The organism is Actinoplanes sp. NPDC026670, from assembly GCF_040638175.1.
Classification (GTDB): Bacteria; Actinomycetota; Actinomycetes; order Mycobacteriales; family Micromonosporaceae; genus Actinoplanes.
Genome location: NZ_JBEZXU010000008.1, coordinates 171157 through 191763 on the forward strand (window position 1 = coordinate 171157; position 20607 = coordinate 191763).

Genomic DNA, 20607 nt, shown 5'->3' on the forward strand with positions numbered 1-20607 from the left:
GACGCAGGGAAATATGTTCACGACACCGGGTAGGGGTACGGCTTGGTGATCACCGCGTCCAGCGCGTCGTTGAACCTGTCCATCGGGTCCGGCGCGGCCGGGCCGAGCAGGTAGTGCCGCAGGTCCGCCCGGGAATCGGCCATCGGGTCGGCCGGCTCCGGCTGCCGCAGGGCCTGCACCAGCTCGGCCAGGCCGGTGGCCCGCGAGCCCAGCAGATAGGCGCCGCCGGCCACCGTCTGCGCCGCCCGGAAGGCGGTTTCGTCCTGGTCGTTGACGTTCGTGACGACGTACGGCTTGCCGCTGGCGACGAAGTCGGAGACGACCGCGGAGATGTCGGCGATCATCATGTCCGCCTCGTTGAAGCACGAGTAGAGGTCGGGTCGTGGCCCGGTCACCGTGCGGTGGGCCCACCATCCGCCGGCCTGCCAGGTGACCTGCTGCCGTTCCCGCTCCGCGTCGAGCAGCCGGGCGTGCCGGCCCGGATCGGGCGCGCCGTCGTCCCGGGCCGCCTGGGCGTCGTCGCGGGCGCCCGGACCGCCCAGCTCGGCGACGATCCGGTCGATCTCGGCCAGCCGGGCGGTGGCCGCCGTACGTGCCCCGGCGTCGGCGCTGATCGCCGCGGCCCAGGCCGGGTCAGCGGCGCGGCGCCGGTTCGCCTCGTCGAGCAACCTGATGATCTGCTGGTTCACCCGGGCGGTGACCGGATCCTGATAGCCGGTCAGCGGGTGGGGTTTGTAGATGATCCGCACGTCCGGCGACAGCGCGAGCAGGGTCTTGACGATGGTGACGCCGGTCCGCGGCACGGAGCTGAGGGCCAGGTCGTCGCTCCAGCCCTCCCACGTCGGCGCGTAGAGCACGGTGAAGATCCGCCGATCCGGGCGCGGCGGCTCCACCGCGGCGAGCTGCGGCCGGCCGACCTCCACGATCGACGAGTCGGCGACCGCCCCGCCGGCGCGCCGGTACCGGTCGCGGCCCGCCCGGCCGGCGACCCACACCTCGTCGTAGACCCGGCTGAACGGGTTCGTGCTGGCCACCTTGTCGCTGTCGCCGTGACCGACGAAGACGTGCCGGATCCCGTTGGTGCGCAGCATCTGGATGTTGTTGCCGGTGTTGCCCACGTACAGGACCGCCTTGAGATCGGGCAGGTCCAGATCCATCACGTCCGGGCCACGCGGCACGCAGATGATCGGCAGATGGGTCGGCGCGATCCGGGTGACGTGCCGGCGCTCGCGGACCAGGATCGCCGGCCGGTGCCGCAACCCGGCCAGCACGGCCAGCCAGGAGTCCACCTGGTAGGTGGTGCCGCCGGCCTCGTTCAGGCTGAAGTAGAGCAGCACCTCGGGCCGGTAGTCCCGCAACCTGTCGAGCGCCTCGGCACGCAGCACGTCGCTGTCGGCCAGCACCCGGTTGCGCCGCTGCTCCAGCAACGCGGCGGCGAGCACCGACAACAGGAACAGCGCGGCGACCGCGAAACCGGCGACGACGGCCCAGCCGGTCCCGGCCAGCGCGTCGATCACCGCGCCGACCGCCACCGGCAGGCCCAGGTGCAGCAGCCAGGCCGGCGCCCGGACGGTCAGCCAGGCCGGCGGCGCGTCCGGGATGCCCAGCCGGGACAGATCCAGGTTCCGGGTCGGGTGGGGCAGCTGGCGCAGGTCGGCGACCTGGCGCAGGACCACGTTGACCACCGCACGCAGCCAGTACAGGCCGAGCAGCCCGATCGTCACCACGGCCGCCGTGACGGCGTCGTGCCCGGCGCCGTGGGCGATCATCACCAGGATCGCGGCGTCCCGGATCAGTGACCGGGTCACCGAACTGAGCTGGGCGCGCCGCATCACGGCGGCCAGCGCCGTGCGTTTGACGCCCCAGCGTTCGACGACCACCACGGCCGCCAGGCTGATCAGGAACACGACGGGACGGTTCAGCAACGCGGCGGCGTACAGGGTGGTGCAGGAGACGCCGAACAGGGCCGGCCAGAGAAACTTCACGGTCGTCTGCTTCCTCACGCGGCCGACGGGGTGGCCGCGGGCGCCGCGCGCCGGACGTCCACGATGTGGCCGGTCCAGTCGGAGATCATGACGTCCACCGAGGTGCCGGCCACCTCCTCGGCGGTCAGCATCGACGCGGGCGGCTCGTCGCCGAACGCCTGCCGCCGCATCGGGGTGCCGGTGCGTTCCGGGTTGATGCAGTTGACCCGGATGCCGCGGTCGGACCACTCGTCGGCCAGTGCCTGGGTCAGGTTGACGGTGGCCGCCTTGGTCGAGGAGTAGAGGCTGTAGCCGGCCCGGCCCCGGGTGTAGGAGCTGGAGGTGTAGAGCAGCAGTGACCCGCGGGTCTCGGCGAGGTAGCCGGCGGACGCCCGGGCGATGTACACCGGCGCCAGATAGTTGACCCGCAGCGCCTCCTCGATGACGGTGTCCTCGGCGTCGGTCAGCTCGCCGATCCGCAGCACCCCGGCGGTGTTGACCACGTAGTCGATCCGGCCGGTCCGGGCGTGTGCCCGGCGCAGGGCCGCGGCGACGTCCTCGGGGTTCTCGACATGGGTGCCGGTGGTCGAGCGGCTGAACGACAGGACCGTGGCGCCGGCGGCCGCGGCGAGGTCGCCGGTGGCCTTGCCGATGCCGTAGCTGCCGCCGAAGACCACCACCGTACGGCCGCCGAGCATCCGGGACCGGAACTCGTCGGAGGTCTCGACCGCCGGCGCGTTGGAGTTGAGCTGGAAGAGCTTGTCGGCGAGGTGGATGTCGATCGGGTGGGTGATCTTCAGGTTGTTCTCGTCGCCGGGGATCACGTGGATCGGTACGTCCGGCAGGTAGCGCCGGACGACGCCGCAGTCGTCGGTGGCGGCGAAACCCGGGTCGGCCGCCGCCCGCTCGTAGGCCTTGCGCAGCGTCGAGAGCAGGAACCCCTGGGGCGTCTGACCGCGCCGCAGCCGGCTCCGTGGCGGGATGTCGGTGATGATCTCCGCGCCGTCGACCTCGTCGACCGCGATGATGGTGTCCGCCGAGGGGGTGGCCACGTCGATCGCCTCGAACCGGTCGAGGGCGCTCACGCAGTCGGCGATGATCCGCTGCGACACCAGCGGCCGGACGGCGTCATGAATGATCATTTTGCATTCGGCGCCGCCCATCGCCTCGATCGCCCGGCGGGTCGTCTCGCTGCGGGTCCGGCCGCCGGCGATCACGCCGGTGACCTTCGTGAAGCCGCCCCGCGCGACGATCGCCTCGACCTCGCCCAGGTGATCCGACGTCATCAGGACCAGCACGCTGTCGATGACGGGGGACTTCTCGAACGCGGCGAGAGTGTGCTCGATCACCGGCCGGCCGGCGATCTTCACGAGCTGCTTGGGAATCTGCAGCCCGAGGCGCTCACCGACACCGCCTGCGAGGACTATCGCGACCGCCGGCAACATGTCATTCATCGGCATTGCACTTTCTTTCACTTGACGCCGGATTGCTCGGATGCCGGGCGACGTTAACAGCATGAACGGCTGGAAACAACGCGCTCATGATCTTGTGAAATGCCTTTCCGGAAGCTGTGCGACAGCAGTGTGATCAGGCCTTTCCCGGCCCACCTAGGTAGATGCTGTGCAATACGGATGAGTGTGCTGTGGGCGCGGCGCCGCCTGCCGGAAATGTGGTTAGAGTGAGCGTCCGAAAAACGGCGGCGAAATGGAAAACGCCAGTGTCATTGAAGGTCAGCGTGGTCGTCCCGGTCTACAACCCGGGGCCGTACATCGAGGATTGCATCAATTCACTCGTCGGCCAGAGCCTGCCGTCCGGCGAGTACGAGATCTGTTTCGTCGACGACGGCTCGACCGACGAGACCCCGGCCCGGCTCGACCGGCTCGCCGCGGAGCACGCGAACGTACGGGTGATCCACCAGGAACCCTCCGGCTGGTCCGGCCGGCCCCGCAACGTCGGCATCGACGCCACCACCGGCGAGTACGTCATGTTCGTCGACAACGACGACTACCTCGGCCCGGAGGCCCTGCAACGGATGTACTCCTACGGCGTCGCCCACGACGCCGACATGGTCGTCGGCAAGATGGCGGGCAAGGGCCGGCCGGTGCCGCTGGAACTCTTCCGGGAGAACCGGCCCCGCGCCACGGTCCGCGACGCGCCGCTCATCGACAGCCTGACCCCGCACAAGATGCTGCGCCGCGAGTTCCTCGACCGGACCGGCCTGCGCTTCCGCGAGGGACGCCGCCGCCTAGAGGACCACGTCTTCGTCGCCGAGGCCTACCTCCGGGCCGGGAACATCGCCGTGCTCAGCGACTACGTCTGCTATTACCACGTCCGGCGCGACGACGCCGGGAACGCCGGCTTCCGGCCGATCGAGCCGGTGGGCTACTTCGGCGACCTGCGGGAGGCGCTGGACGTGGTGGACACCTGGACCGACCCGGGCCCGCTGCGGGACCGGCTGCACCGCCGCTGGCTGCGCAACGAGATCGTGGAACGGCTGCGCGGACGTCGGCTGCTGGCGATGGAACAGGAGTACCGGCGGGAGATGTTCCGCGAGATGCGGGGCGTCACCGAGCGGTTCGCGCCGGGGGTGGCCGCCGGGCTCGCACCCCTCCAGCGGGCCGTCGCCGACCTGCTCGTCGCCGGCCGGCTCGGCGACCTCGAAGAACTCGCGGCCTGGGAGGCGGGCCTCAAACCGGTCGGCGACCTGCGGCGGCTGTCCTGGGACAACGGCGTCCTGCGGGTCGGTTTCACCGTCGAGTACGCCTCGGGGGCCGGGCACCTGACGTTCCGCCAGGATGCGACCGGGCTCAGCCTGGCGCCGCCGGTCCCGGAGCGCATCGCCGCCCGGTTCGAGGAGGCGAAGGTGGACCTGGTCGTCCGGGAGCGGGCCACCGCCGCCGAGTTCTACCAGCCGGTGACCTTCGAACCGGAACAGGTCACCACGGCGGACCCGTCAGCGGTCCGGTTGCGGCTGCGTGCCGAAGCCCGCATCGATCCGCGTACGGCTGCCGGCGGCGCCCGGATCGGCGACGGCATCTGGGATGTCTTTGTCAGGTACCGGCTCAGCGGCTGGAACCGGGAGGCCCGGCTCGGCGCACTGCGCGGCCCCGAAGCCGAAGCCGGCCGCCGGCTCGGCGTCGTCGACGGGCTGAGTGTCCTGCCCTACTGGACCGATCCGCACCAGAACCTGTCGATGGACGTACGGCAGAGCACCGGCCGCCTCGGGTACGACCTGCTCGACGTCCGGCCCGAGCAGGTGACGGCGGCGCCCGGCCGGATCACCGTGTCGCTTCCGGTCCACGTCGACACCGCCACCACCGGACGGCTCCGGCTCACCCGGCCGGCGGCCCGCACGCCGTTCGACTTCGACGCCACGGTCGAGCCCACGGCCGGCGGATGTGTCCTGACGGCGCTGCTCACCGGGCGGGTGGTCCCGCCGGGCCGGTACCGGATCGCGGTCACGCTGGGCGCGGACGCCGGCGAACGTGCCCCCACCAGCCTGCGGCTGACCCTGCGGATCAGCGAGTGGGGCGCCATGGTGGTGCAGTCCGCCGACGACACCACCCGGCCCGGTGGCGCCCGGCCCGGACGGCGGGCTCCGCTGGTACGCCGGGTGCTGCGCAGGATCAGGGCGGCGCTGCGGTAGACGGACGCGATTGTCGTACGACTATCCCTATGCAGAACTGGAAATAGGTCCTAGGGTTCCGGGCGTGACTTCGCTGCGCATGACGACGCCGCGCCTGCTGGCCTTGCGCGTCCTCCTCGAACGACCCGACGAGGAACGGTACGGGCTCAGCCTCGCCCGGGAAGCCGGCCTGGAACCGGGCACGATCTATCCGATCCTCGTCGCCTTCGAGACCGTCGGATGGCTGGCCAGCCGGGCGGACGACGTCGACGTGCACATCGAGGGCCGGCCCCGGCGCCGGTACTACCGGCTCACCGCGGACGGGGTCACGGCCGCCCGCGAGGCGCTCGCCGCAGCCGAGAAACGACGCAGTGCCCGTACCGGCGCGCGGAAGCTTGCATGGTGACCCGGCTGCCGGCCGTGTCGCGGATCGCCGTGGCGGCGCTGGCCCGGCTCCTCCCGGCCGGCTTCCGCGACCGCCAGCGCGCCGAATGGTCCGCCGACCTGCTCGAACTGTCCCCGCGCCAACGGGTGCGCTACCTGTCGTCGGCCGCGTGGACCCTGCCCGAGCTGCGGGCGGCCGTCCGGGCCGGACGGCCGGCCTGGTGGTCGCCGGCCGGTCTGCGAGCCGGGCTCGGCCGGCCGGGGACGTCCGGCGTGGTCGCGCTGGCCGTCGTCGTCGCGGTGCTCGGCGCGATGTTCGGCGCGGCCGGGGCGACCCGGATCGGCTGGGAGCACGCCCGCCCGCTGCCCTCCGGCGCGGAGGCGGCCGAGCTGACCCGCACGGCGTTCCCGGGACGGCCGGTGGTCAGCGCGGACACCGCGGCATTCTGGGCCGGGAAACCCGACGACCGCAGCGTGTACGTGGGTGTCATCTACTCCGTTGACAAGGCGGATGCCGAGGTCCCGGGCGTGGCGCAACGGCTGGACGCCGCCGGCTGGCAGACCGTCCCGCATCTGTACCCCGACTCGATGTCCGGCGCCGACATCCGGATGGAACGTGACGGTCTGGTGTTGATGTACAGCCCTCAGGGTGCCTCCCTCGTCGTGACGCGGGCCGTTCCGCCCTGGATGGGATGGGTCGCCGCGGCCGGGGCAGCCGTGGGCGCGCTGCTCGGCTGGCTGCTGGTCGGATGGGCCGGCCGGCGTGCCCCGGAGGGAACCATCGCGGGCCAGCTGAGCAGCCTGTTCGCCTGGCCCACCGCGTTCCTCATCCTGCTGTGGGAGACCGGCGCCTTCCTCTACCGGGAGTTCGGCTGGACCAGTGGCGACGCGTTCTTCCTGCAACTGCTCTACCTCGCCGAGGACTCGCTCCTGCTCCCCTGGGCAGCGGGAACGGCCGCCATCGCGATCGCCGTCGTCGCCGTCCTGAACCGCTGGCCCCAGATCGTCCAGCACCAGTAGGCCAGGGGCTTCATGGAGCGTCCGGCCTGAGAGGAACTCCTGAGCGGCGCGTAGTTCCTAGCTTTCGGTGGGGCCGGCCATCGCCTCGGCGTAGCGGCGCAGGTGGGGCTTCGTGGTCAGGGCCGCGTAGCGGCGGAACTGGTCACGGCACTCGGGCAGGCGGATGCCGCCGGTCAGCGACGGGAGCGGGAAGAAGATGCCGTCCTGGGTGCCGGGCTGCCAGACGGCCGGGATGCCGGCCGCGCCGTCGTCAGGGGCGGCCAGGCCGTAGTAGATCTCGGACACCCCCAGGGACAGGGCGGTGCCCAGGCACATCAGGCACGGCTCCATCGTGATGCCGAGCAGCAGCGGCTGCTCCCGGCGGGTCCAGCCGAGACGCTTGTCGGCCTCGATCATCGCCAGCAGGTCGGCGTGCACCAGGCGGCGGCCGCGGGACCGTTCCGACGTGAAGCCCCGGCCGATCACCGAACCGCCCGTCACGACGACCGCGCCGATCGGCATCTCGCCGGCCCGCAGACCGTCCTCGGCGGCCTCCAGGGCCAGCCCCACCAGTTCCTCAGGTGTCATCCGGCCCATGCTGTCACGAAACGAAAGGCGTCATCCGCCCGTGCTGTCACGAAACGAAAGGCGTCATCCGCCCGTGCTGTCACGAGACGGAAGCCCGGCCGGGACGTCCCGGCCGGGCTTCGCGGAGCGGCTCGTTCAGATGAGCCAGCGGTTCTTCTGGACCAGCGGGAGCTTGGCCCACCAGCGGCCCAGGCCCCAGGTGTGTCCCGCGTAGGTCAGGGCGAGCACGGCGGCGGTGAGGCCGTACACGACGTGGTAGTCGACGAGCGGGTTGCTCGACCGGGTGGCCTCGCCGGCGCTGGTCTCCTGGGCGAGCGGCCATTCGGCGGCCCACATGAAGGCCATCATCAGGCCGGCGGCGACCGCGGCGATCCGCAGGCCGATGCCGAGGATCAGCGCGACGCCGACCCCGAGCAGGCCCAGCATGAACAGCCAGTCGGCCCAGGCGGCGCCGGCGATGTTGTGGAAGAAGCTCTCGAACGGTCCGACGGCGACTCCGCTGAGGAATCCCTTGGTCGGCGATCCGCCGTTGATCCACGCTTTGGCGGCCGGGGTCGCGTACCCGAATCCGAATGTCTTGTCGAGAAAAGCCCAGAGAAAGACGAAGCCGGTGGTGATCCGCAGCGCCGCCAGCACCCGGGCGGCAGTGTGGGTGATCATCGAGCCGGGCGCCTCGACCTGTTCGAGCTGGGCGATGTTGTGGCGGGCGGTGGTGGCCATCTGGTCCTCCTCCAGACGATGTCTTCACCTCTGACTCTGCTCCGGTGCAGACATCGACGCCCGTGCCGAAGACCCTGTCCTGGTCCCGCGAAGGTCCCGCCCGTTTCGGGACCAACGGCAGGTGGGGCGCTCACCGCTGTCTGGGCGTGTTCAGACAGCGGCGAGCGCCCCACCGTCAGACAGTGGCGTGCTCGCGGACCGGCGCCGGGATGACCACGACCGGGCAGGCCGCCTTGCGGATGCAGGCCTCACTGACCGAGCCGAGCACGGTGTGCCGGACCCGGCTGTGCCCGTGACTGCCGAGCACCAGCAGGTCCGCGGCCCGCGCGGCCCCGGTCAGCACCTCGGCGGGACTGCCCTCGATCGCCTCGCCGGTGATCGGCAGGTGGGAGCCGCGGCGCTGGATCAGGGCGTCGATCTCGGCGGTCACCACCTGCCTGGCGAGCGCATCCTCCTCGGCGGGGCCGAGAACCGGGCCGAGAGCCGGGCCGAGAGCCGGGCCGCGGGTCGGGCCGCGGGTCGGGCCGCGGGTCGGGCCGCGGGTCGGGCCGAGAACCGTGCCGAGGCCGGCGGCCGGCTCGTAGGCCGGGTTGTAGGTCGAGGCCGCGAGCGGGGAGTAGTCGAGGCCGTTCCACGACCAGGCGATCACCGCCCGGACCGCGCCTCCACGGGCGGCGGCCTCGGTGGCCGCCCAGTCCAGGGCGCGGCGGCCGCCTTCGGAGCCGTCGACGCCCACGACGATCAGATGACCGGTGCTCATCACTGCCTCCCCGTGGCTGGTGCTTTTCGCCCCACTATAGGCCGGTTCGCGGACGGCCAGCCGGAGTTGAACGGGGGGTCAGCGGTTCAGCAGGACCGGGCAGTCGGCGTGGTGCAGCAGTTGCAGGCCGGTCGAGCCGAGCAGTGTGCCGGCCAGCGTTCCGTGACCGTGGCTGCCGACGACGACCAGCTGCGCGCGGTGCGAGACACCGGACAGCACCGCGGCCGGGCTGTCGTGCGAGAGCAGCGCCTCGACGGCGACGTGCGGGTACTTCTCCCGCCACAGGGCGAGCTGCTCCTCGAAGCGCAGGCGCTCGACGGCGTCCTGTTCCGGGGTGGTGACGTCGACCGCGGTGAACCCGGCCACGTAGACCGGCAGCGCCGGCAGGTACGTGCGGATCACGGCGAGCCCGGTCCGGCGGGCGACGGCCTGCTCGAAGGCGGTCTCCAGCACCCGTTCGGCGGTGGGGGACTCGTCGAACCCGACGGCCACCGGCCCCTCGGTGACGTCGCCGCGGCCGCGGACCACCACGACCGGGCACTTCGCGTGGACGGCGACCCGTTGACTGACCGAGCCGAGCAGCAGGCTGGCGAACCCGCCCCGGCCCCGGCTGCCGAGCACCAGCAGGTCCGCGTCGCCGGCCTCGGCCAGCAGCCGGGCTGTGGGGTTGCCGACCAGCACGTCGATCTCGGCCGGCAGGTCCGGGACGGTCTCGCGGGCCAGCGCCACCCCGCCCCGGGCGATGCCCTCGGCGGCCTTGCGCGCCGCACCGAACCGGCCGGCGCCGAACTCGTACCGGGTCTCGGCCCACTCCCAGTCCAGGACGTGGGTGACCCGCAGTGTGGCGGCGCGCCGGTCCGCCTCCCGGGCCGCCCACCGGACGGCCGCTCTGCTCGATTCGGTGCCGTCGGTGGCGACGACGATGGTTCCGGTCCGCATGGCTCCTCCTCGGTCCGCTCTACCTTGATTCCACGCCTGTCGATGGGGCGCCGGGCAGGGCGTGCGGACCCGTCACTGCGGGACTTAAGGGTTCTCCGGTGATGACCGATGAGCAGGCCATGGAGAGGATCACCACCAAGGAGCGGCTCCGCTACTGGTTCGACGGCGTCATGTCCCGCGGTCTGGTCGCGCTCGTCGGGCTGCTCGCGCTGGCCAGCCTGGCCTTCATCGCCGTCGTGTCGCTCGTCGTCGCGTACGCCGGGACGTACTTCTACCCGCCCGGTGAGGAGCACTACTCGTTCGGCGAGGCGATGTGGAACAGCCTCATGCGCACCCTGGACAGCGGCACCATGGGCGGCGACCAGGGCACCGGCTACCGGGCCGCGATGCTGGTGGTGACCATCGGCGGCGTCATCCTGGTGGCCAGCCTGATCAGCATCATCTCCAGCGCGTTCGACGCCCGGGTCGAGGAGCTGCGCAAGGGCCGGTCGAAGGTGCTGGAGAGCGAGCACACCCTGATCCTCGGCTGGAGCTCCAAGGTCGTCCCGATCGTGAGCGAGATCTGCATCGCCAACGAGTCGCGGTCCCGGTCGGCGATCGTGATCCTGGCCGACGGCGACAAGGTGGAGATGGAGGACGAGCTGCGGGCCAAGGTGTCCCGGCGCGGCAAGACCAAGATCATCGTGCGCAGCGGCAACCCGATGGATCTGACCGACCTCGAGGTGGGCAACCCGCACAGCGCCCGCAGCGTGATCATCGTGGCCCCGGAGGACGGCGCCGACCCCGACTCGGTGGTGATCAAGACGGCGCTCGCGCTGACCAACAACCCGCGCCGCAAGACCGGCAAGTACCACATCGTCGGCGAGATCCAGCAGCCCGGAAACCTGGAGGCGGCGCGGCTGGTCGGCCGGGACGAGGCGAACTGGGTGCTCACCGAGGACCTGATCAGCCGGATCACCGTGCAGACCAGCCGGCAGAGCGGCCTGAGCGTGGTCTACACCGAGCTGCTCGACTTCGACGGCGACGAGATCTACTTCACCGAGCAGCCGTCGCTGGAGGGCAAGACCTACTTCGAGACGCAGCTCGCCTTCCGGCGTTCGTCGGTCATCGGGTTCGTCGCCGGCGACGAGGTGCTGTTGAACCCGCCCGCCGACCACGTGTACCGGGCCGGTGACCAGCTCATCGTCATCGCCGAGGACGACAGCACGGTGGCGGTCAGCGCGCCCGGGACGCCCGACACGAGCGCGGTCGGGGTCGCCGGGCCGGTGCCCGCCCAGCCGGAACGGGCACTGGTGCTCGGCTACAACAAGAGCCTGCACACGATCCTGGCCGAGCTCGACGAGTACATGGAGCCCGGCTCGTCGGTCACGGTGGTCACCGACGCGGCGGTGCCGGCGCTGCGGTCGTACGAGAACATGACGGTCACCCACACTCCGGGCGATGTCGCCAGCCGTACCGTCCTGGAGGATCTGAAGGTCCAGGACTATCCGCACATCATCGTGCTCGCCGACAAGGACCACCTGGACCCGCAGCGGGCCGACGCGAAGTCGCTGATCACCCTGCTGCACCTGCGTGACCTGGCCGACGAGGCGGGGGTCCGGCTCAACGTGGTCAGCGAGATGCTCGACGACCGCAACCGGGAGCTGGCCGAGGTGGCCCGGGCCGACGACTTCATCGTCAGCGACAAGCTGATCAGCCTGATGCTGTCCCAGATCTCGGAGAACGCCCAGCTCGCCGACGTGTTCCAGCGCCTGTTCTCGAGCGCCGGCAGCGAGATCTACCTGCGCGAGGCGGCGCGCTACGTGGCGCCGGGCGCCACGGTCGACTTCTACACCGTGCTCGAAGCGGCACGCCGGCGCGGTGAGACGGCGATCGGTTTCAGTCTGGCCGCGCATTCCCAGGACAAGACGCGGGGGTACGGCGTGACGGTGAACCCGGACAAGTCGGAGAAACGGGTGTACGGCCCGAAGGACAAGATCATCGTGCTGGCCGAGGACTGAGGCGGCTGACGGCTGATCGACAGGCGGGACACAGCACCGGCCGATAGTCATTCCTCTGTGGTTCCACCGGGTGTGTCGAACGGGATCTTTCGGGCTTTGCCTGCCGATCATTGCGGTGAGTGACCAAGATGTCACAGGAGGGGTGGTGGTGCCGAATGGTGGTCCTGCTGGTGGCGACACTGGGCCTGATCGCCGCTGCCGCGCTGGCCTTCTGGCCGTCCCGCGACGAGCGGGCCGATCCGGACCAGGCCGCGACGGCGACGGAGACCGGGCACGCCGAGCCGACCGCCCCGAGCAGTCTGGAGGGTGTCCTCACCGCCCAGCTGATCGCCGGCGAGATCACCCGCTCGCAATACCTGCGCGCCCAGGAGCAGATCGCGGCGCGCGACGAGGAACGCCATCCGATGAACGTTCCCTGGGATGATGCTCACTCCTGAGGAGTGAGGGGCGACGATGGCGGAGATCGTGCTGATCCGGCACGGGCAGACCGAGTGGAGCGCCAACGGCAGGCATACGTCGTACACCGACCTGCCGTTGACCTCGGAGGGGGAACGCCAGGCCCGCGCCGCCGGTGAGCGGATCGCCGGGCGTGCGTTCGCCGCCGTCATCGCCAGCCCGCGGCAGCGGGCGCTGCGCACCGCCGGGCTGGCCGGGCTCACCGTGACCGAGGTGACCGAGGACCTGGCCGAATGGAACTACGGCGAGTACGAGGGCATCACCACCCGGGAGATCCACGAGCGGCGGCCCGGCTGGTCGCTGTGGACCGACGGCTGCCCCGGCGGCGAATCCCCGGAACAGGTCGGCGAACGCCTCGACCGGGTCCTGAACCGCGCCCGGGACCTGCTGACCAGCGGTGACGTGGCCCTGATCGGGCACGGGCACTGCCTGCGGGTGGCCGGCGCACGCTGGATCGGCCTGCCCCCGGCCGGCGGCGGGCTGCTCAGGCTGGACACCGCCACCTATTCCGCGCTCGGCTTCGAGCACGACCGCGACCCGGTGCTCGCCAGCTGGAACGCGCACACCTGAAAACGCGGGCCGGATTTGGGCACGCCTGAAAGCCCAGCTCAGAGTGGCTACGGCTGACAACCAACACACAGCAAGCGCACATGGTGACGCACAGGCACGAGGCGAATCGTGGAGGTCACACGAGGGAACCCGGCTAGGAGAGACCACCATGCTTGTGCAGATCGAACACGACATCGCCCCCGCCGCGCAGCCGACCGTCGCCGTCCTCGGGCACCGCAGCCGGGTCGCCGCCCTGCCCCAGCATCTGCCGCACGGCTGGCGGATGCGCCTGGTCGACGGCCTGGACGCGATCGAGCCCGGCGAGCTCGTGGTGCTCAGCGGCGCCACCGTGCACGACGTGCGGCTGGCTCGCGCCGTCCTGCCGCGGGCCACCCGGGTGATCGCCCTGATCGACGACTGGGCCGCCGCCGAGCTGGTCTCCGGCGTCCTGACCGCGGGCGCCGACGTGTGCGTGCGCGGCGGCCACCCCGGCATCCTGGCCGGCCACCTGGTCGCCTGCCGCCGCCGTCAGCTGACCGAGCGCTGGGCGAGCCTGGACCTCTCCCAGGCCTGAGACAACGACGACCTGTCCAGGCCTAGCGGGCGGTCAACAGCCGGGCCATCTCGGTCCGGGAGCGTACGCCCAGGCGGGCGAAGACGTTGCGCAGGTGATGGTCGACCGTGCGCGGGCTCAGGTGCATCTCCTGGGCCACCTCACGGTTGGTGGCGCCACCGGCGACCAGCGACGCGATCCGCTCCTGCTGGGCGGTCAGCGCCGGACCGGCCGGTGGCGGAGTCTCCACCCGTTCCCCGGCGGCCCGCAGCTCACGAACGCTCTGCTCGGCCCACGGGGCGGCGTCCAGCAGCTGGAACGTCTCGGCGGCCCGGCGCAGATGGGTGCGGGCCTCCACGTTCCGGCGACGGCGGCGCAGCGATCGGCCGTACAGCAGCTCGGTGTGTGCCCGCGGGAAACCCGCCTCGCCCTCGTGCCGCAGCGCCGTCTCGAAATGACCCGCCGCGGATTCTCCGTCGTCGGCGCGCAGCGCCCGGCAGCGGTCGCGCAGCGCCAGCCAGTTCGGCTGGCCGGTGCGGCCGGCCCACCTGTCGAAAGCGGTCGCCACCGGCTCCACCGCGGCCTGTACCCCGGCCTGCGCCGCGGTCTCCAGCAGATGCGGCACCACCGCCACCCGCAGCAGCGCCGAACCCGGGCCGGGCGGCGCGGACACCACCGCGAGCAGGCGTTCGGCGGCGGCCGGGCAGCGGCCGTCGACCATGTCGAGCAGCGCCAGCGCCCATTCGCACAGCGGCCGGGACGGGCCCTCCGGCACCGACGCGATCCGGGCCAGCGCGGTGTCCCGGTCACCGACCAGCGCGGCGAGTACCGCCAGCACCGCGAGATGCGCGCCGGCCAGCACCGGCTGCCCGGTGCCGCGGGCCACCGCCGCGCCGTCCATCGCGGCCTCGTTCGCGGCCGGATAGTCGCCGGCCGCCATCCCGGCCAGCGCCGCCAGCTCCAGCGCCTGCGGGACCAGCACCGACGCCCCCGCCTCCCGGGCCAGGACCGCGGCCCGGCCGGCCAGCGCGCCGGCCCGGCGGGCGTCGCCGATCAGGATGCCGGCGGTCGCGGCACGCAGCAGCGGGCCCGGCTCGGCGACCCGGTCGGCCAGCGCCACGGCCTGCCGCAACCTGACGAACGCGGCCGCCTCGTCACCGTCGGCGATACAGGCCAGCCCGGCCACGTGATGGAACGCCAGCGCCACCGGCGGCGGCTCGTCACCACGCCAGCCGGCCGCCACCCGCCGGGCCAGCGCCGCATAACGGCTCTGCTCACCGGACCGGCAGGCCGCCTCACCGGCCAGGGCGAGGGCTTCCAGGGCCGTGCCCGGATCGGATTCGGCCAGCTCGGCGGCCACGTCCAGGAGCACGTCGCGGGCGCCGGGGCGGCCCTCCGGCAGGCTCATCTCGGCGGTCAGTCCACGAGCCCGGACCCGGGCCGCGCCACCCGCCGCGGGGATCCGCCGGATCAGCTGTCCGGCCTGGTGCGGGCGGCCCGCCAGCCAGGCCGAACGGGCCGCCGACAGCAACAGGCCGGCCTTCTCGGCCGGGGTCGGGCAGAGGGCCGCGGCATAGCGTCCGGCCTCCGCGGCGACCGCCGGGTCCGCCGACCGCGCAGCGCCGGCCAGGTCTTTCGCCAGGTCCGCGTCGGGGCCGGTGGTTGCCGCGGCACGATGCAGCAGCGCGGGCAGGCGGGCGCCGCGTCCCTCCAGCACGGCGGCCAGCGCGGCGTGGGCGGCCCGTCGGCGGGCGACAGGCATCTCCGCGTACGCGACCCCGCGCATCAGTGGCCCGCGGAAGCGGACACCCGCGGCCGTGACCGTGACCAGCGCCCTCTTCTCGGCGGGCGCGAAGTCGGCGAGCCCGTCCGTCCCGCCCGGCGAGTCGCCGGTTGTCGCGCTGCTGCCCGGCCCGTCGCCACTCGTCGCGTTGCTGTTCGTCGCGCTGCTGTCCCGGCCCGCGGCTCGTAGGGCGGCGGCCGCGGCGAGCAGCGTGTCGGGGGCGGCGTCGGGGGCCGCGGCGGCGAGCAGCAGCAGCTCGCGGGTGCGGGGCGGGAGGGAGTCCAGTTCGGCGGCGAGGCGGCGGCGCAGCGGACTGTCGGCGGGCAGCGTCTCCGGCGGGGGAGCGTAGCCACGGCGCTGTTCCGGGGTCAGCGCGCGGACCAGGTCGATCAGGGCGCCCGGGTGCCCGGCGGCGATCTCGGCGAGGGTGCCGGCGACGTCCTCGGCCAGGTCGGGGGCGTGCCCGGCGAGCAACCGGCGGGCGGCGGCCGGGCCGAGCGGGGCGAGCCGGTGCACCGGGAAGCCGGACGGTTCGGCGCCGGCCGGGACGCTCACCACGATCGCGATCCGTTCCGTGCCGATCCGGCGGGCGGCGAACAGGACGGCCCGCCACGAGTGCGGATCGAGCAGGTGGGCGTCGTCGATCAGGCACAGCACCGGTCGGGTGCGGGTAGCCGTACGAAAAAAGGACAGCGAGGCGAGGCCTGCCGCGAGTGGATCGCCGGGTTCGCCGCCGAAGGCGCGCGACAGCGCTTCGCGCGTCGCCGGAGCCAGGTCGGCGATCCGGTCCCGCAGCGGGGTGAGCAGGGTTTGCAGGCTTGCGTACGGCAGATCGCGCTCGTCGTCGAAGCCGGCGGCGGTGAGCACCGTCCAGTCGTGGGCCGATGCGGCGACGGCGTGCAGCAGCGCGGTCCGGCCCTCGCCGGGACCCGCCGAGATCACCAGGACACCACCGTGCCCGGCCGCGGCCGCCGAGGTCAGGCGGCCGATGTCGGCCAGCGCGTCGGCCCGGCCAAGTATCTGCACTGCCGGTGCATCAATCATGCGGCGAGTTTGCCGTGCCGATGGCCGGAACGGAACAGCGTTACGGCAAATGAAATTTCCGGGATGTTGCCGCGCGATGACACAACGCAGGCGATTTCACCGATGCGCGCCTGTTGTCACCCTGCCAAGACTGACGTCCGTCGATGCAACCCCCCAGGTTAGGAGAGTCGGCGTGACATCCCGAGCACTTCGCTGGCTGGCCGTCGCGGCCACCGCCATCACCCTCAGCACCGGCACCGCCGTGGCCGCCCAGGCCGCCGCCAACCCGTACGAGCGGGGCCCCGCGCCCACCCTCGCCGCCCTGCAGGCGTCCCGCGGACCGTACGCGGTCAGCCAGACCTCGGTGTCCAGCCTGTCGGTCTCCGGGTTCGGCGGCGGCGAGATCTACTACCCGACCACCACCGCCGACGGCACGTTCGGCGCGATCGCCATCTCGCCCGGATACACCGCCTACTGGTCGAGCATCTCCTGGCTCGGCCCGCGGCTCGCCTCGCACGGCTTCGTGGTCATCGGCATCGAGACCAACAGCACCCTCGACCAGCCCGCGTCCCGCGGCACCCAGCTGCTGGCCGCCCTCGACTACCTGACCCAGCGCAGCTCGGTGCGAACCCGCATCGACGCCAGCCGGCTCGCGGTGGCCGGGCACTCGATGGGCGGCGGCGGGAGCCTCGAAGCCGCCAGCGACCGGCCGTCCCTGCAAGCGGCCGTCCCGCTGGCCCCGTGGAACGCCGACAAGACCTGGTCGGAGCTCCAGGTCCCGACCCTGATCGTCGGCGGCGAGAGCGACACCATCGCGTCCGTCTCCTCGCACTCCATCCCGTTCTACAACAGCATCCCGGCGTCGGCGGAGAAGTCGTACCTGGAGCTCAACAACGCCAGCCACTTCTTCCCGCAGTCCACCAACACCCCGACCGCGGTGCAGGCGGTGGCCTGGCTGAAGCGGTTCGTCGACAACGACACCCGCTACGACCAGTTCATCTGCCCCGGCCCGAGCAGCTCCGCGATCTCGGACTACCGCAGCACCTGCCCGTTGAGCTGACCCCGTTCACCCCGGGCCGGCTCTCACCGCTGTCTCACGACCTCGTCGGCAGCGGTGAGAGCCTTTGCCGGGCGGCCGTTTCCGGCGGCCGCCTTCCCACGACGGCGGCCGCCTTCCCACGACGGCGGCCGCCTTGCCGCGCCGGCGGCCGTCGGTCGCCCGCGCGGATCCATTTCGGTCGCTCCCGCGACAGCGCGTGGATAGCCGGACCGAAGAGCCGTATCGTTCCTCCTCGTGTCCCACCCCCTGCGCGGCCTGGCTCGCAACCCGGCCCTTCCGGCTGCCGCCCTGCTGCGGCTGGCCGGCGACGACCGGGTCAGCCGGTGGGACCTCACCGCCCGGCGCGCATGGTCCGACGAGGCGTTCGACAGCCTTGCCGCACACCCCGACCCGGAGGTACGGGAAGCGCTCGCCCAGAGCCCCGGCGCGACCGGCGACCAGCGCGCCCGGCTGGCCGGGGACCTGAGCATCCGGGTCCTTCAGGCGGTTCTCGAAGGGCCGCCGGTGCGTTGGGCCGGCCCGCTGCCCGACTGGGTGTACCGCCGGTTCGCCGAGCACCCCGAGCCCCTGGTCCGTGACCTGCTCGTCTACCTGCCCGGCACACCCCGGGACGTGGTGGCGCTGCTCGCCCGCGACCAGCACACCGCCATCGCCGACGCGGCCCGTGCCCTGCTCGACCGCAAACCCTGCGAACCCGCCACGATGGGCCGTGACCAGGCCGTCCTGTTCGCCTCCGGCGGCTCCGACTGGGACCGCGAACGCGCCGCAGCCGACCCGGCCCTGCCCGCCGAATGGGTCGCCGCGCTCGCCGCCGACCCGTCGCCCCGGGTCCGCCTGGCCGTCTCCACCCGGCCCGAGCTCACCGAGGCCCAGCGCGCCGCCATCGACTACCCGCCCGACGTCACACCGCCGCTGGAATGGGTGCTCGCCTGCGGGCCGGCCGAACTCGACAGGTGCGTGCGATCGGGGCACCCGGCCCTGCGTCGTGCCGCCGCGTGCCATCCGGACCTGCCGGCCGACCTGCTCGCCGTGCTCACCGCCGACCCGGATCCCGACGTGCGGGCGCTGCTCTGCGCCCACCAGGCGCACGCTCCGGGGGATCTGGTGCTGGACACCTACCTCGCCGGCGGGGACGAGGAACTGCTGTGGCATCCGGCGTTTCCGCGTACCGGCCTGGCCCGGCTCGCCGCCGATCCAGCGCCGGCCGCCCGCGCCCTGGTCGCGCTGGATCCCGCCGCCCCGCCGGAACTGATCGACACGCTCAGCCGGGATCCTTCGGACGTTGTTCGCTCGGCGATGGCCGCTGATCCTCGGCTGCCCCGGGAACGCCTGCTGGAACTGCTCGGCGACCCGGTCACCGCCGAGGCCGCCGCGGCCAACCCGGCGCTGCCCGCCCGGGCCGTCACCCGCCTGCTGGCCGACCTGGGCGTCCGCTGACGTTTGCCCGGGTGCCTTGCCGCTGTGGTTCCCGGGTATTCGGCCTCTTTGTACCGGCGGCTTCGGCCTCTTGTTCCGGCGGCTTCGACCTTTTTGTACCGGCGGTTTCGACCCTTTCTTCCGGCGGCTTTGACCTATTTGTACCGGCGGTTTCGACCTTTCTTCCGGCGGTTTCGACCTCTTTGTACTGGCGGCTTCGACCGCTTTGTTCCGGCGGTTTCGGCCTTTTGTTTCGACGGGCCGGTCCGGCGGCTCGGCGTTGCTATGCGGTCGGGAAACCCGCCGGAGCCGCCACCCCGGACAGATAGCGGTCCAGCATCTCGCGGCGCTGGGCGACCTGCTGCTCCTGGCGGGCCAGCCGGTCGCGGACCTCCTGAACCTTGGCCATCAGGGCGGCGCAGTCGCCGGTCGGCCCGGCCTCCCCGGCACACGGCAGGATCTCCCGGATCACCTCGGACGGCAGGCCCGCGCTGTACAGGTCCTGGATGAAGGCGACCTGACCGACCGCCTGATCGCCATACTCCCGGTAGCCGTTGCCACGCCGCTCGGCGGCCAGCAGGCCCTGCTCCTCGTAGTAGCGCAGCGCCCGGGCGCTGACCCCGGCGGCCTTCGCGAGCTCCCCGATCCGCATGCTGCTCCTCGGCTCGACGTTGACGTGTTGACTTGACGTCTTGGGTTGACATCTTGGGTTGACGTCTTGACTTGACGTCTCGGGTTGACATCTTGGGTTGACGTCTTGACTTGACGTCTCGGGTTGACGTCCTGGGTTGACGTCTTGGCTTGACATTGACGTCAGCGTCAAAGTTTAGCGTTGCCGGCATGAGCAACCACGCACTGATCACCGGCGCCGGAACCGGCATCGGACTGGCCATCGCCACGCGGATGGCGGCCGACGGACGGAACCTGATCCTGGTCGGCCGGGACGGCGCCCGCCTCGACGACACCGCCCACCGGCTCCGGGCCGAACACGGGATCGACGTGCTGACCGTGCCGCTCGACCTGTCCCGGCCGGACGCACCCGCCGAACTGGCCGCACGGGTCGCCGGCCTCGAGGTCGACGTGCTGATCAACAACGCTGGCGTCGCCCACGTCGGCACGGTGGCGACCACCGGGCCCGGCCTGATCCGGGAGACCGTCGAGGTCAACGCCACCGCCCTGGCCGAGACGACGGCCCGGTTCCTGCCCGCGATGCTCGCCCGCGGCCGCGGCGCCGTGATCAACATCGCGAGCACCGCGGCGTACACCCCGGCGCCGTGGAATGCCGCTTATGCGGCTTCGAAAGCCTTCGTGCTGTCGTTCACCAGGGCGCTCGCAATCGAGACCGAAGGCACCGGGGTTCGGGTGGTGGCGGTGAGCCCCGGCGCGGTCGAGACGCCGATGAATCCCGGACACTTCCGCGGGAAACGACGCCCGGACCAGGTGGCCGGCACAGTGATGGCGGCGCTGCGCGGGCGTACCCCCGCAGCGGTCGTCGACGGCCGTCTCTACGCCGCGCAGGCGTTCGTGTTCGGGCGCCTCCTGCCGACCCGGACGGCGGCCCGCATGCTCGGCCGATTCTTCGCCCGGGCCGCCGCGGCGCAGCCCTGAAACCGGTTGCCCGTGGCGCGGCACCGAAGCTGGTTGCCCGCGCGCGGCACCGAAGCTGGTTGCTTGCGGTGCGACGCTGAAATCGGTTGCCCGTGGCGCGGCACCGAAGCTGGTTGCCCGCGCGCGGCACCGAAGCTGGTTGCTTGCGGTGCGACGCTGAAATCGGTTGCCCGTGGCGCG

18 protein-coding genes are annotated in these 20607 nt (G+C 72.3%); 10 read left to right on the forward strand and 8 right to left on the reverse strand.

Annotated features, from left to right (window positions below; all coding sequences use genetic code 11):
• Positions 1–17: 17 nt before the first annotated feature.
• The gene (locus AB0E94_RS10795; RefSeq protein ID WP_360324947.1) at positions 18–1985 is read right to left on the reverse strand and encodes a hypothetical protein; all 1968 of its coding nucleotides are present in this window, start codon (positions 1983–1985) and stop codon (positions 18–20) included.
• Positions 1986–1999: 14 nt separating this feature from the next.
• A complete protein-coding gene (locus AB0E94_RS10800; protein ID WP_360324950.1) occupies positions 2000–3418 on the reverse strand; it encodes a bifunctional cytidylyltransferase/SDR family oxidoreductase in 1419 nt (472 codons plus the stop codon).
• A 263-nt stretch (positions 3419–3681) separates the two neighbouring features.
• On the opposite strand from AB0E94_RS10800, the gene AB0E94_RS10805 reads away from it, so the two are divergent.
• The 3 genes from AB0E94_RS10805 to AB0E94_RS10815 all read left to right on the forward strand — a co-directional run bounded on the left by AB0E94_RS10805 (position 3682) and on the right by AB0E94_RS10815 (position 6993).
• Positions 3682–5610 (forward strand): glycosyltransferase family A protein, encoded by a 1929-nt coding sequence (locus AB0E94_RS10805; RefSeq protein WP_360324952.1) that lies wholly within the window; start codon positions 3682–3684, stop codon positions 5608–5610.
• 64 nt (positions 5611–5674) lie between these two features.
• The gene (locus AB0E94_RS10810) at positions 5675–5995 is read left to right on the forward strand and encodes a helix-turn-helix transcriptional regulator (protein ID WP_360324955.1); all 321 of its coding nucleotides are present in this window, start codon (positions 5675–5677) and stop codon (positions 5993–5995) included.
• A complete protein-coding gene (locus tag AB0E94_RS10815; RefSeq protein WP_360324958.1) occupies positions 5989–6993 on the forward strand; it encodes a hypothetical protein in 1005 nt (334 codons plus the stop codon). The genes AB0E94_RS10810 and AB0E94_RS10815 overlap by 7 nt, the downstream gene beginning before the upstream one ends.
• A 57-nt stretch (positions 6994–7050) precedes the next feature.
• Here the strand turns inward: AB0E94_RS10815 and AB0E94_RS10820 are convergent, their stop codons facing one another.
• The 4 genes from AB0E94_RS10820 to AB0E94_RS10835 form a co-directional block, all read right to left on the reverse strand.
• Complete coding sequence (locus AB0E94_RS10820) at positions 7051–7560, reverse strand: deaminase (RefSeq protein ID WP_360324961.1); 510 nt, start codon at positions 7558–7560, stop codon at positions 7051–7053.
• Positions 7561–7695: 135 nt separating this feature from the next.
• On the reverse strand, positions 7696–8220 hold the full coding sequence (locus tag AB0E94_RS10825; protein WP_360325123.1) for a hypothetical protein: 525 nt from the start codon (positions 8218–8220) through the stop codon (positions 7696–7698).
• Positions 8221–8455: 235 nt separating this feature from the next.
• Positions 8456–9040, reverse strand: coding sequence for a universal stress protein (locus AB0E94_RS10830; protein ID WP_360324964.1), 585 nt, complete (start codon positions 9038–9040; stop codon positions 8456–8458).
• A 78-nt stretch (positions 9041–9118) separates the two neighbouring features.
• Positions 9119–9979 carry a universal stress protein gene (locus tag AB0E94_RS10835; RefSeq protein WP_360324967.1) on the reverse strand — a complete coding sequence of 287 codons (861 nt, stop codon included), beginning with the start codon at positions 9977–9979 and terminating at the stop codon, positions 9119–9121.
• 101 nt (positions 9980–10080) lie between these two features.
• Here AB0E94_RS10835 and AB0E94_RS10840 point away from each other — a divergent pair, with 101 nt between their 5' ends.
• The 4 genes from AB0E94_RS10840 (at position 10081) to AB0E94_RS10855 (ending at position 13558) form a co-directional block, all read left to right on the forward strand.
• On the forward strand, positions 10081–11979 hold the full coding sequence (locus AB0E94_RS10840; protein ID WP_360324970.1) for an NAD-binding protein: 1899 nt from the start codon (positions 10081–10083) through the stop codon (positions 11977–11979).
• Between the two features lie 155 nt (positions 11980–12134).
• Positions 12135–12416 (forward strand): hypothetical protein, encoded by a 282-nt coding sequence (locus tag AB0E94_RS10845; protein ID WP_360324972.1) that lies wholly within the window; start codon positions 12135–12137, stop codon positions 12414–12416.
• A gap of 16 nt (positions 12417–12432) precedes the next feature.
• The gene (locus tag AB0E94_RS10850; protein WP_360324975.1) at positions 12433–13005 is read left to right on the forward strand and encodes a histidine phosphatase family protein; all 573 of its coding nucleotides are present in this window, start codon (positions 12433–12435) and stop codon (positions 13003–13005) included.
• Between the two features lie 148 nt (positions 13006–13153).
• On the forward strand, positions 13154–13558 hold the full coding sequence (locus tag AB0E94_RS10855; protein WP_360324978.1) for a hypothetical protein: 405 nt from the start codon (positions 13154–13156) through the stop codon (positions 13556–13558).
• 22 nt (positions 13559–13580) lie between these two features.
• Here AB0E94_RS10855 and AB0E94_RS10860 read toward each other — a convergent pair whose 3' ends face one another.
• Positions 13581–16364, reverse strand: a complete 2784-nt coding sequence (locus tag AB0E94_RS10860) for a LuxR C-terminal-related transcriptional regulator (protein ID WP_360324980.1) — start codon at positions 16362–16364, stop codon at positions 13581–13583.
• 172 nt (positions 16365–16536) lie between these two features.
• On the opposite strand from AB0E94_RS10860, the gene AB0E94_RS10865 reads away from it, so the two are divergent.
• Positions 16537–17403, forward strand: a complete 867-nt coding sequence (locus AB0E94_RS10865; RefSeq protein ID WP_360324983.1) for an alpha/beta hydrolase — start codon at positions 16537–16539, stop codon at positions 17401–17403.
• Positions 17404–17637: 234 nt separating this feature from the next.
• Positions 17638–18840 (forward strand): hypothetical protein, encoded by a 1203-nt coding sequence (locus tag AB0E94_RS10870; RefSeq protein ID WP_360324986.1) that lies wholly within the window; start codon positions 17638–17640, stop codon positions 18838–18840.
• Between the two features lie 262 nt (positions 18841–19102).
• On the opposite strand, the gene AB0E94_RS10875 is transcribed toward AB0E94_RS10870, so the two are convergent.
• On the reverse strand, positions 19103–19471 hold the full coding sequence (locus AB0E94_RS10875; protein WP_360324989.1) for a MerR family transcriptional regulator: 369 nt from the start codon (positions 19469–19471) through the stop codon (positions 19103–19105).
• A gap of 188 nt (positions 19472–19659) precedes the next feature.
• On the opposite strand from AB0E94_RS10875, the gene AB0E94_RS10880 reads away from it, so the two are divergent.
• Positions 19660–20427: an SDR family NAD(P)-dependent oxidoreductase gene (locus AB0E94_RS10880; RefSeq protein ID WP_360324991.1), complete on the forward strand. Its 768-nt coding sequence runs from the start codon at positions 19660–19662 to the stop codon at positions 20425–20427.
• Positions 20428–20607 lie beyond the last annotated feature (180 nt).

What these genes read in the sequence shown, in the direction of transcription:
- AB0E94_RS10800 (WP_360324950.1), bottom strand. Translation starts at nt 3,418, where the DNA reads ATGAATGACATGTTGCCGGCGGTCGCGATAGTCCTCGCAGGCGGTGTC.
- AB0E94_RS10815 (WP_360324958.1), top strand. Translation starts at nt 5,989, where the DNA reads ATGGTGACCCGGCTGCCGGCCGTGTCGCGGATCGCCGTGGCGGCGCTG.
- AB0E94_RS10820 (WP_360324961.1), bottom strand. Translation starts at nt 7,560, where the DNA reads ATGACACCTGAGGAACTGGTGGGGCTGGCCCTGGAGGCCGCCGAGGAC.
- AB0E94_RS10825 (WP_360325123.1), bottom strand. Translation starts at nt 8,220, where the DNA reads ATGATCACCCACACTGCCGCCCGGGTGCTGGCGGCGCTGCGGATCACC.
- AB0E94_RS10830 (WP_360324964.1), bottom strand. Translation starts at nt 9,040, where the DNA reads ATGAGCACCGGTCATCTGATCGTCGTGGGCGTCGACGGCTCCGAAGGC.
- AB0E94_RS10835 (WP_360324967.1), bottom strand. Translation starts at nt 9,979, where the DNA reads ATGCGGACCGGAACCATCGTCGTCGCCACCGACGGCACCGAATCGAGC.
- AB0E94_RS10840 (WP_360324970.1), top strand. Translation starts at nt 10,081, where the DNA reads ATGACCGATGAGCAGGCCATGGAGAGGATCACCACCAAGGAGCGGCTC.
- AB0E94_RS10845 (WP_360324972.1), top strand. Translation starts at nt 12,135, where the DNA reads ATGGTGGTCCTGCTGGTGGCGACACTGGGCCTGATCGCCGCTGCCGCG.
- AB0E94_RS10850 (WP_360324975.1), top strand. Translation starts at nt 12,433, where the DNA reads ATGGCGGAGATCGTGCTGATCCGGCACGGGCAGACCGAGTGGAGCGCC.
- AB0E94_RS10855 (WP_360324978.1), top strand. Translation starts at nt 13,154, where the DNA reads ATGCTTGTGCAGATCGAACACGACATCGCCCCCGCCGCGCAGCCGACC.
- AB0E94_RS10860 (WP_360324980.1), bottom strand. Translation starts at nt 16,364, where the DNA reads ATGATTGATGCACCGGCAGTGCAGATACTTGGCCGGGCCGACGCGCTG.
- AB0E94_RS10875 (WP_360324989.1), bottom strand. Translation starts at nt 19,471, where the DNA reads ATGCGGATCGGGGAGCTCGCGAAGGCCGCCGGGGTCAGCGCCCGGGCG.
- AB0E94_RS10880 (WP_360324991.1), top strand. Translation starts at nt 19,660, where the DNA reads ATGAGCAACCACGCACTGATCACCGGCGCCGGAACCGGCATCGGACTG.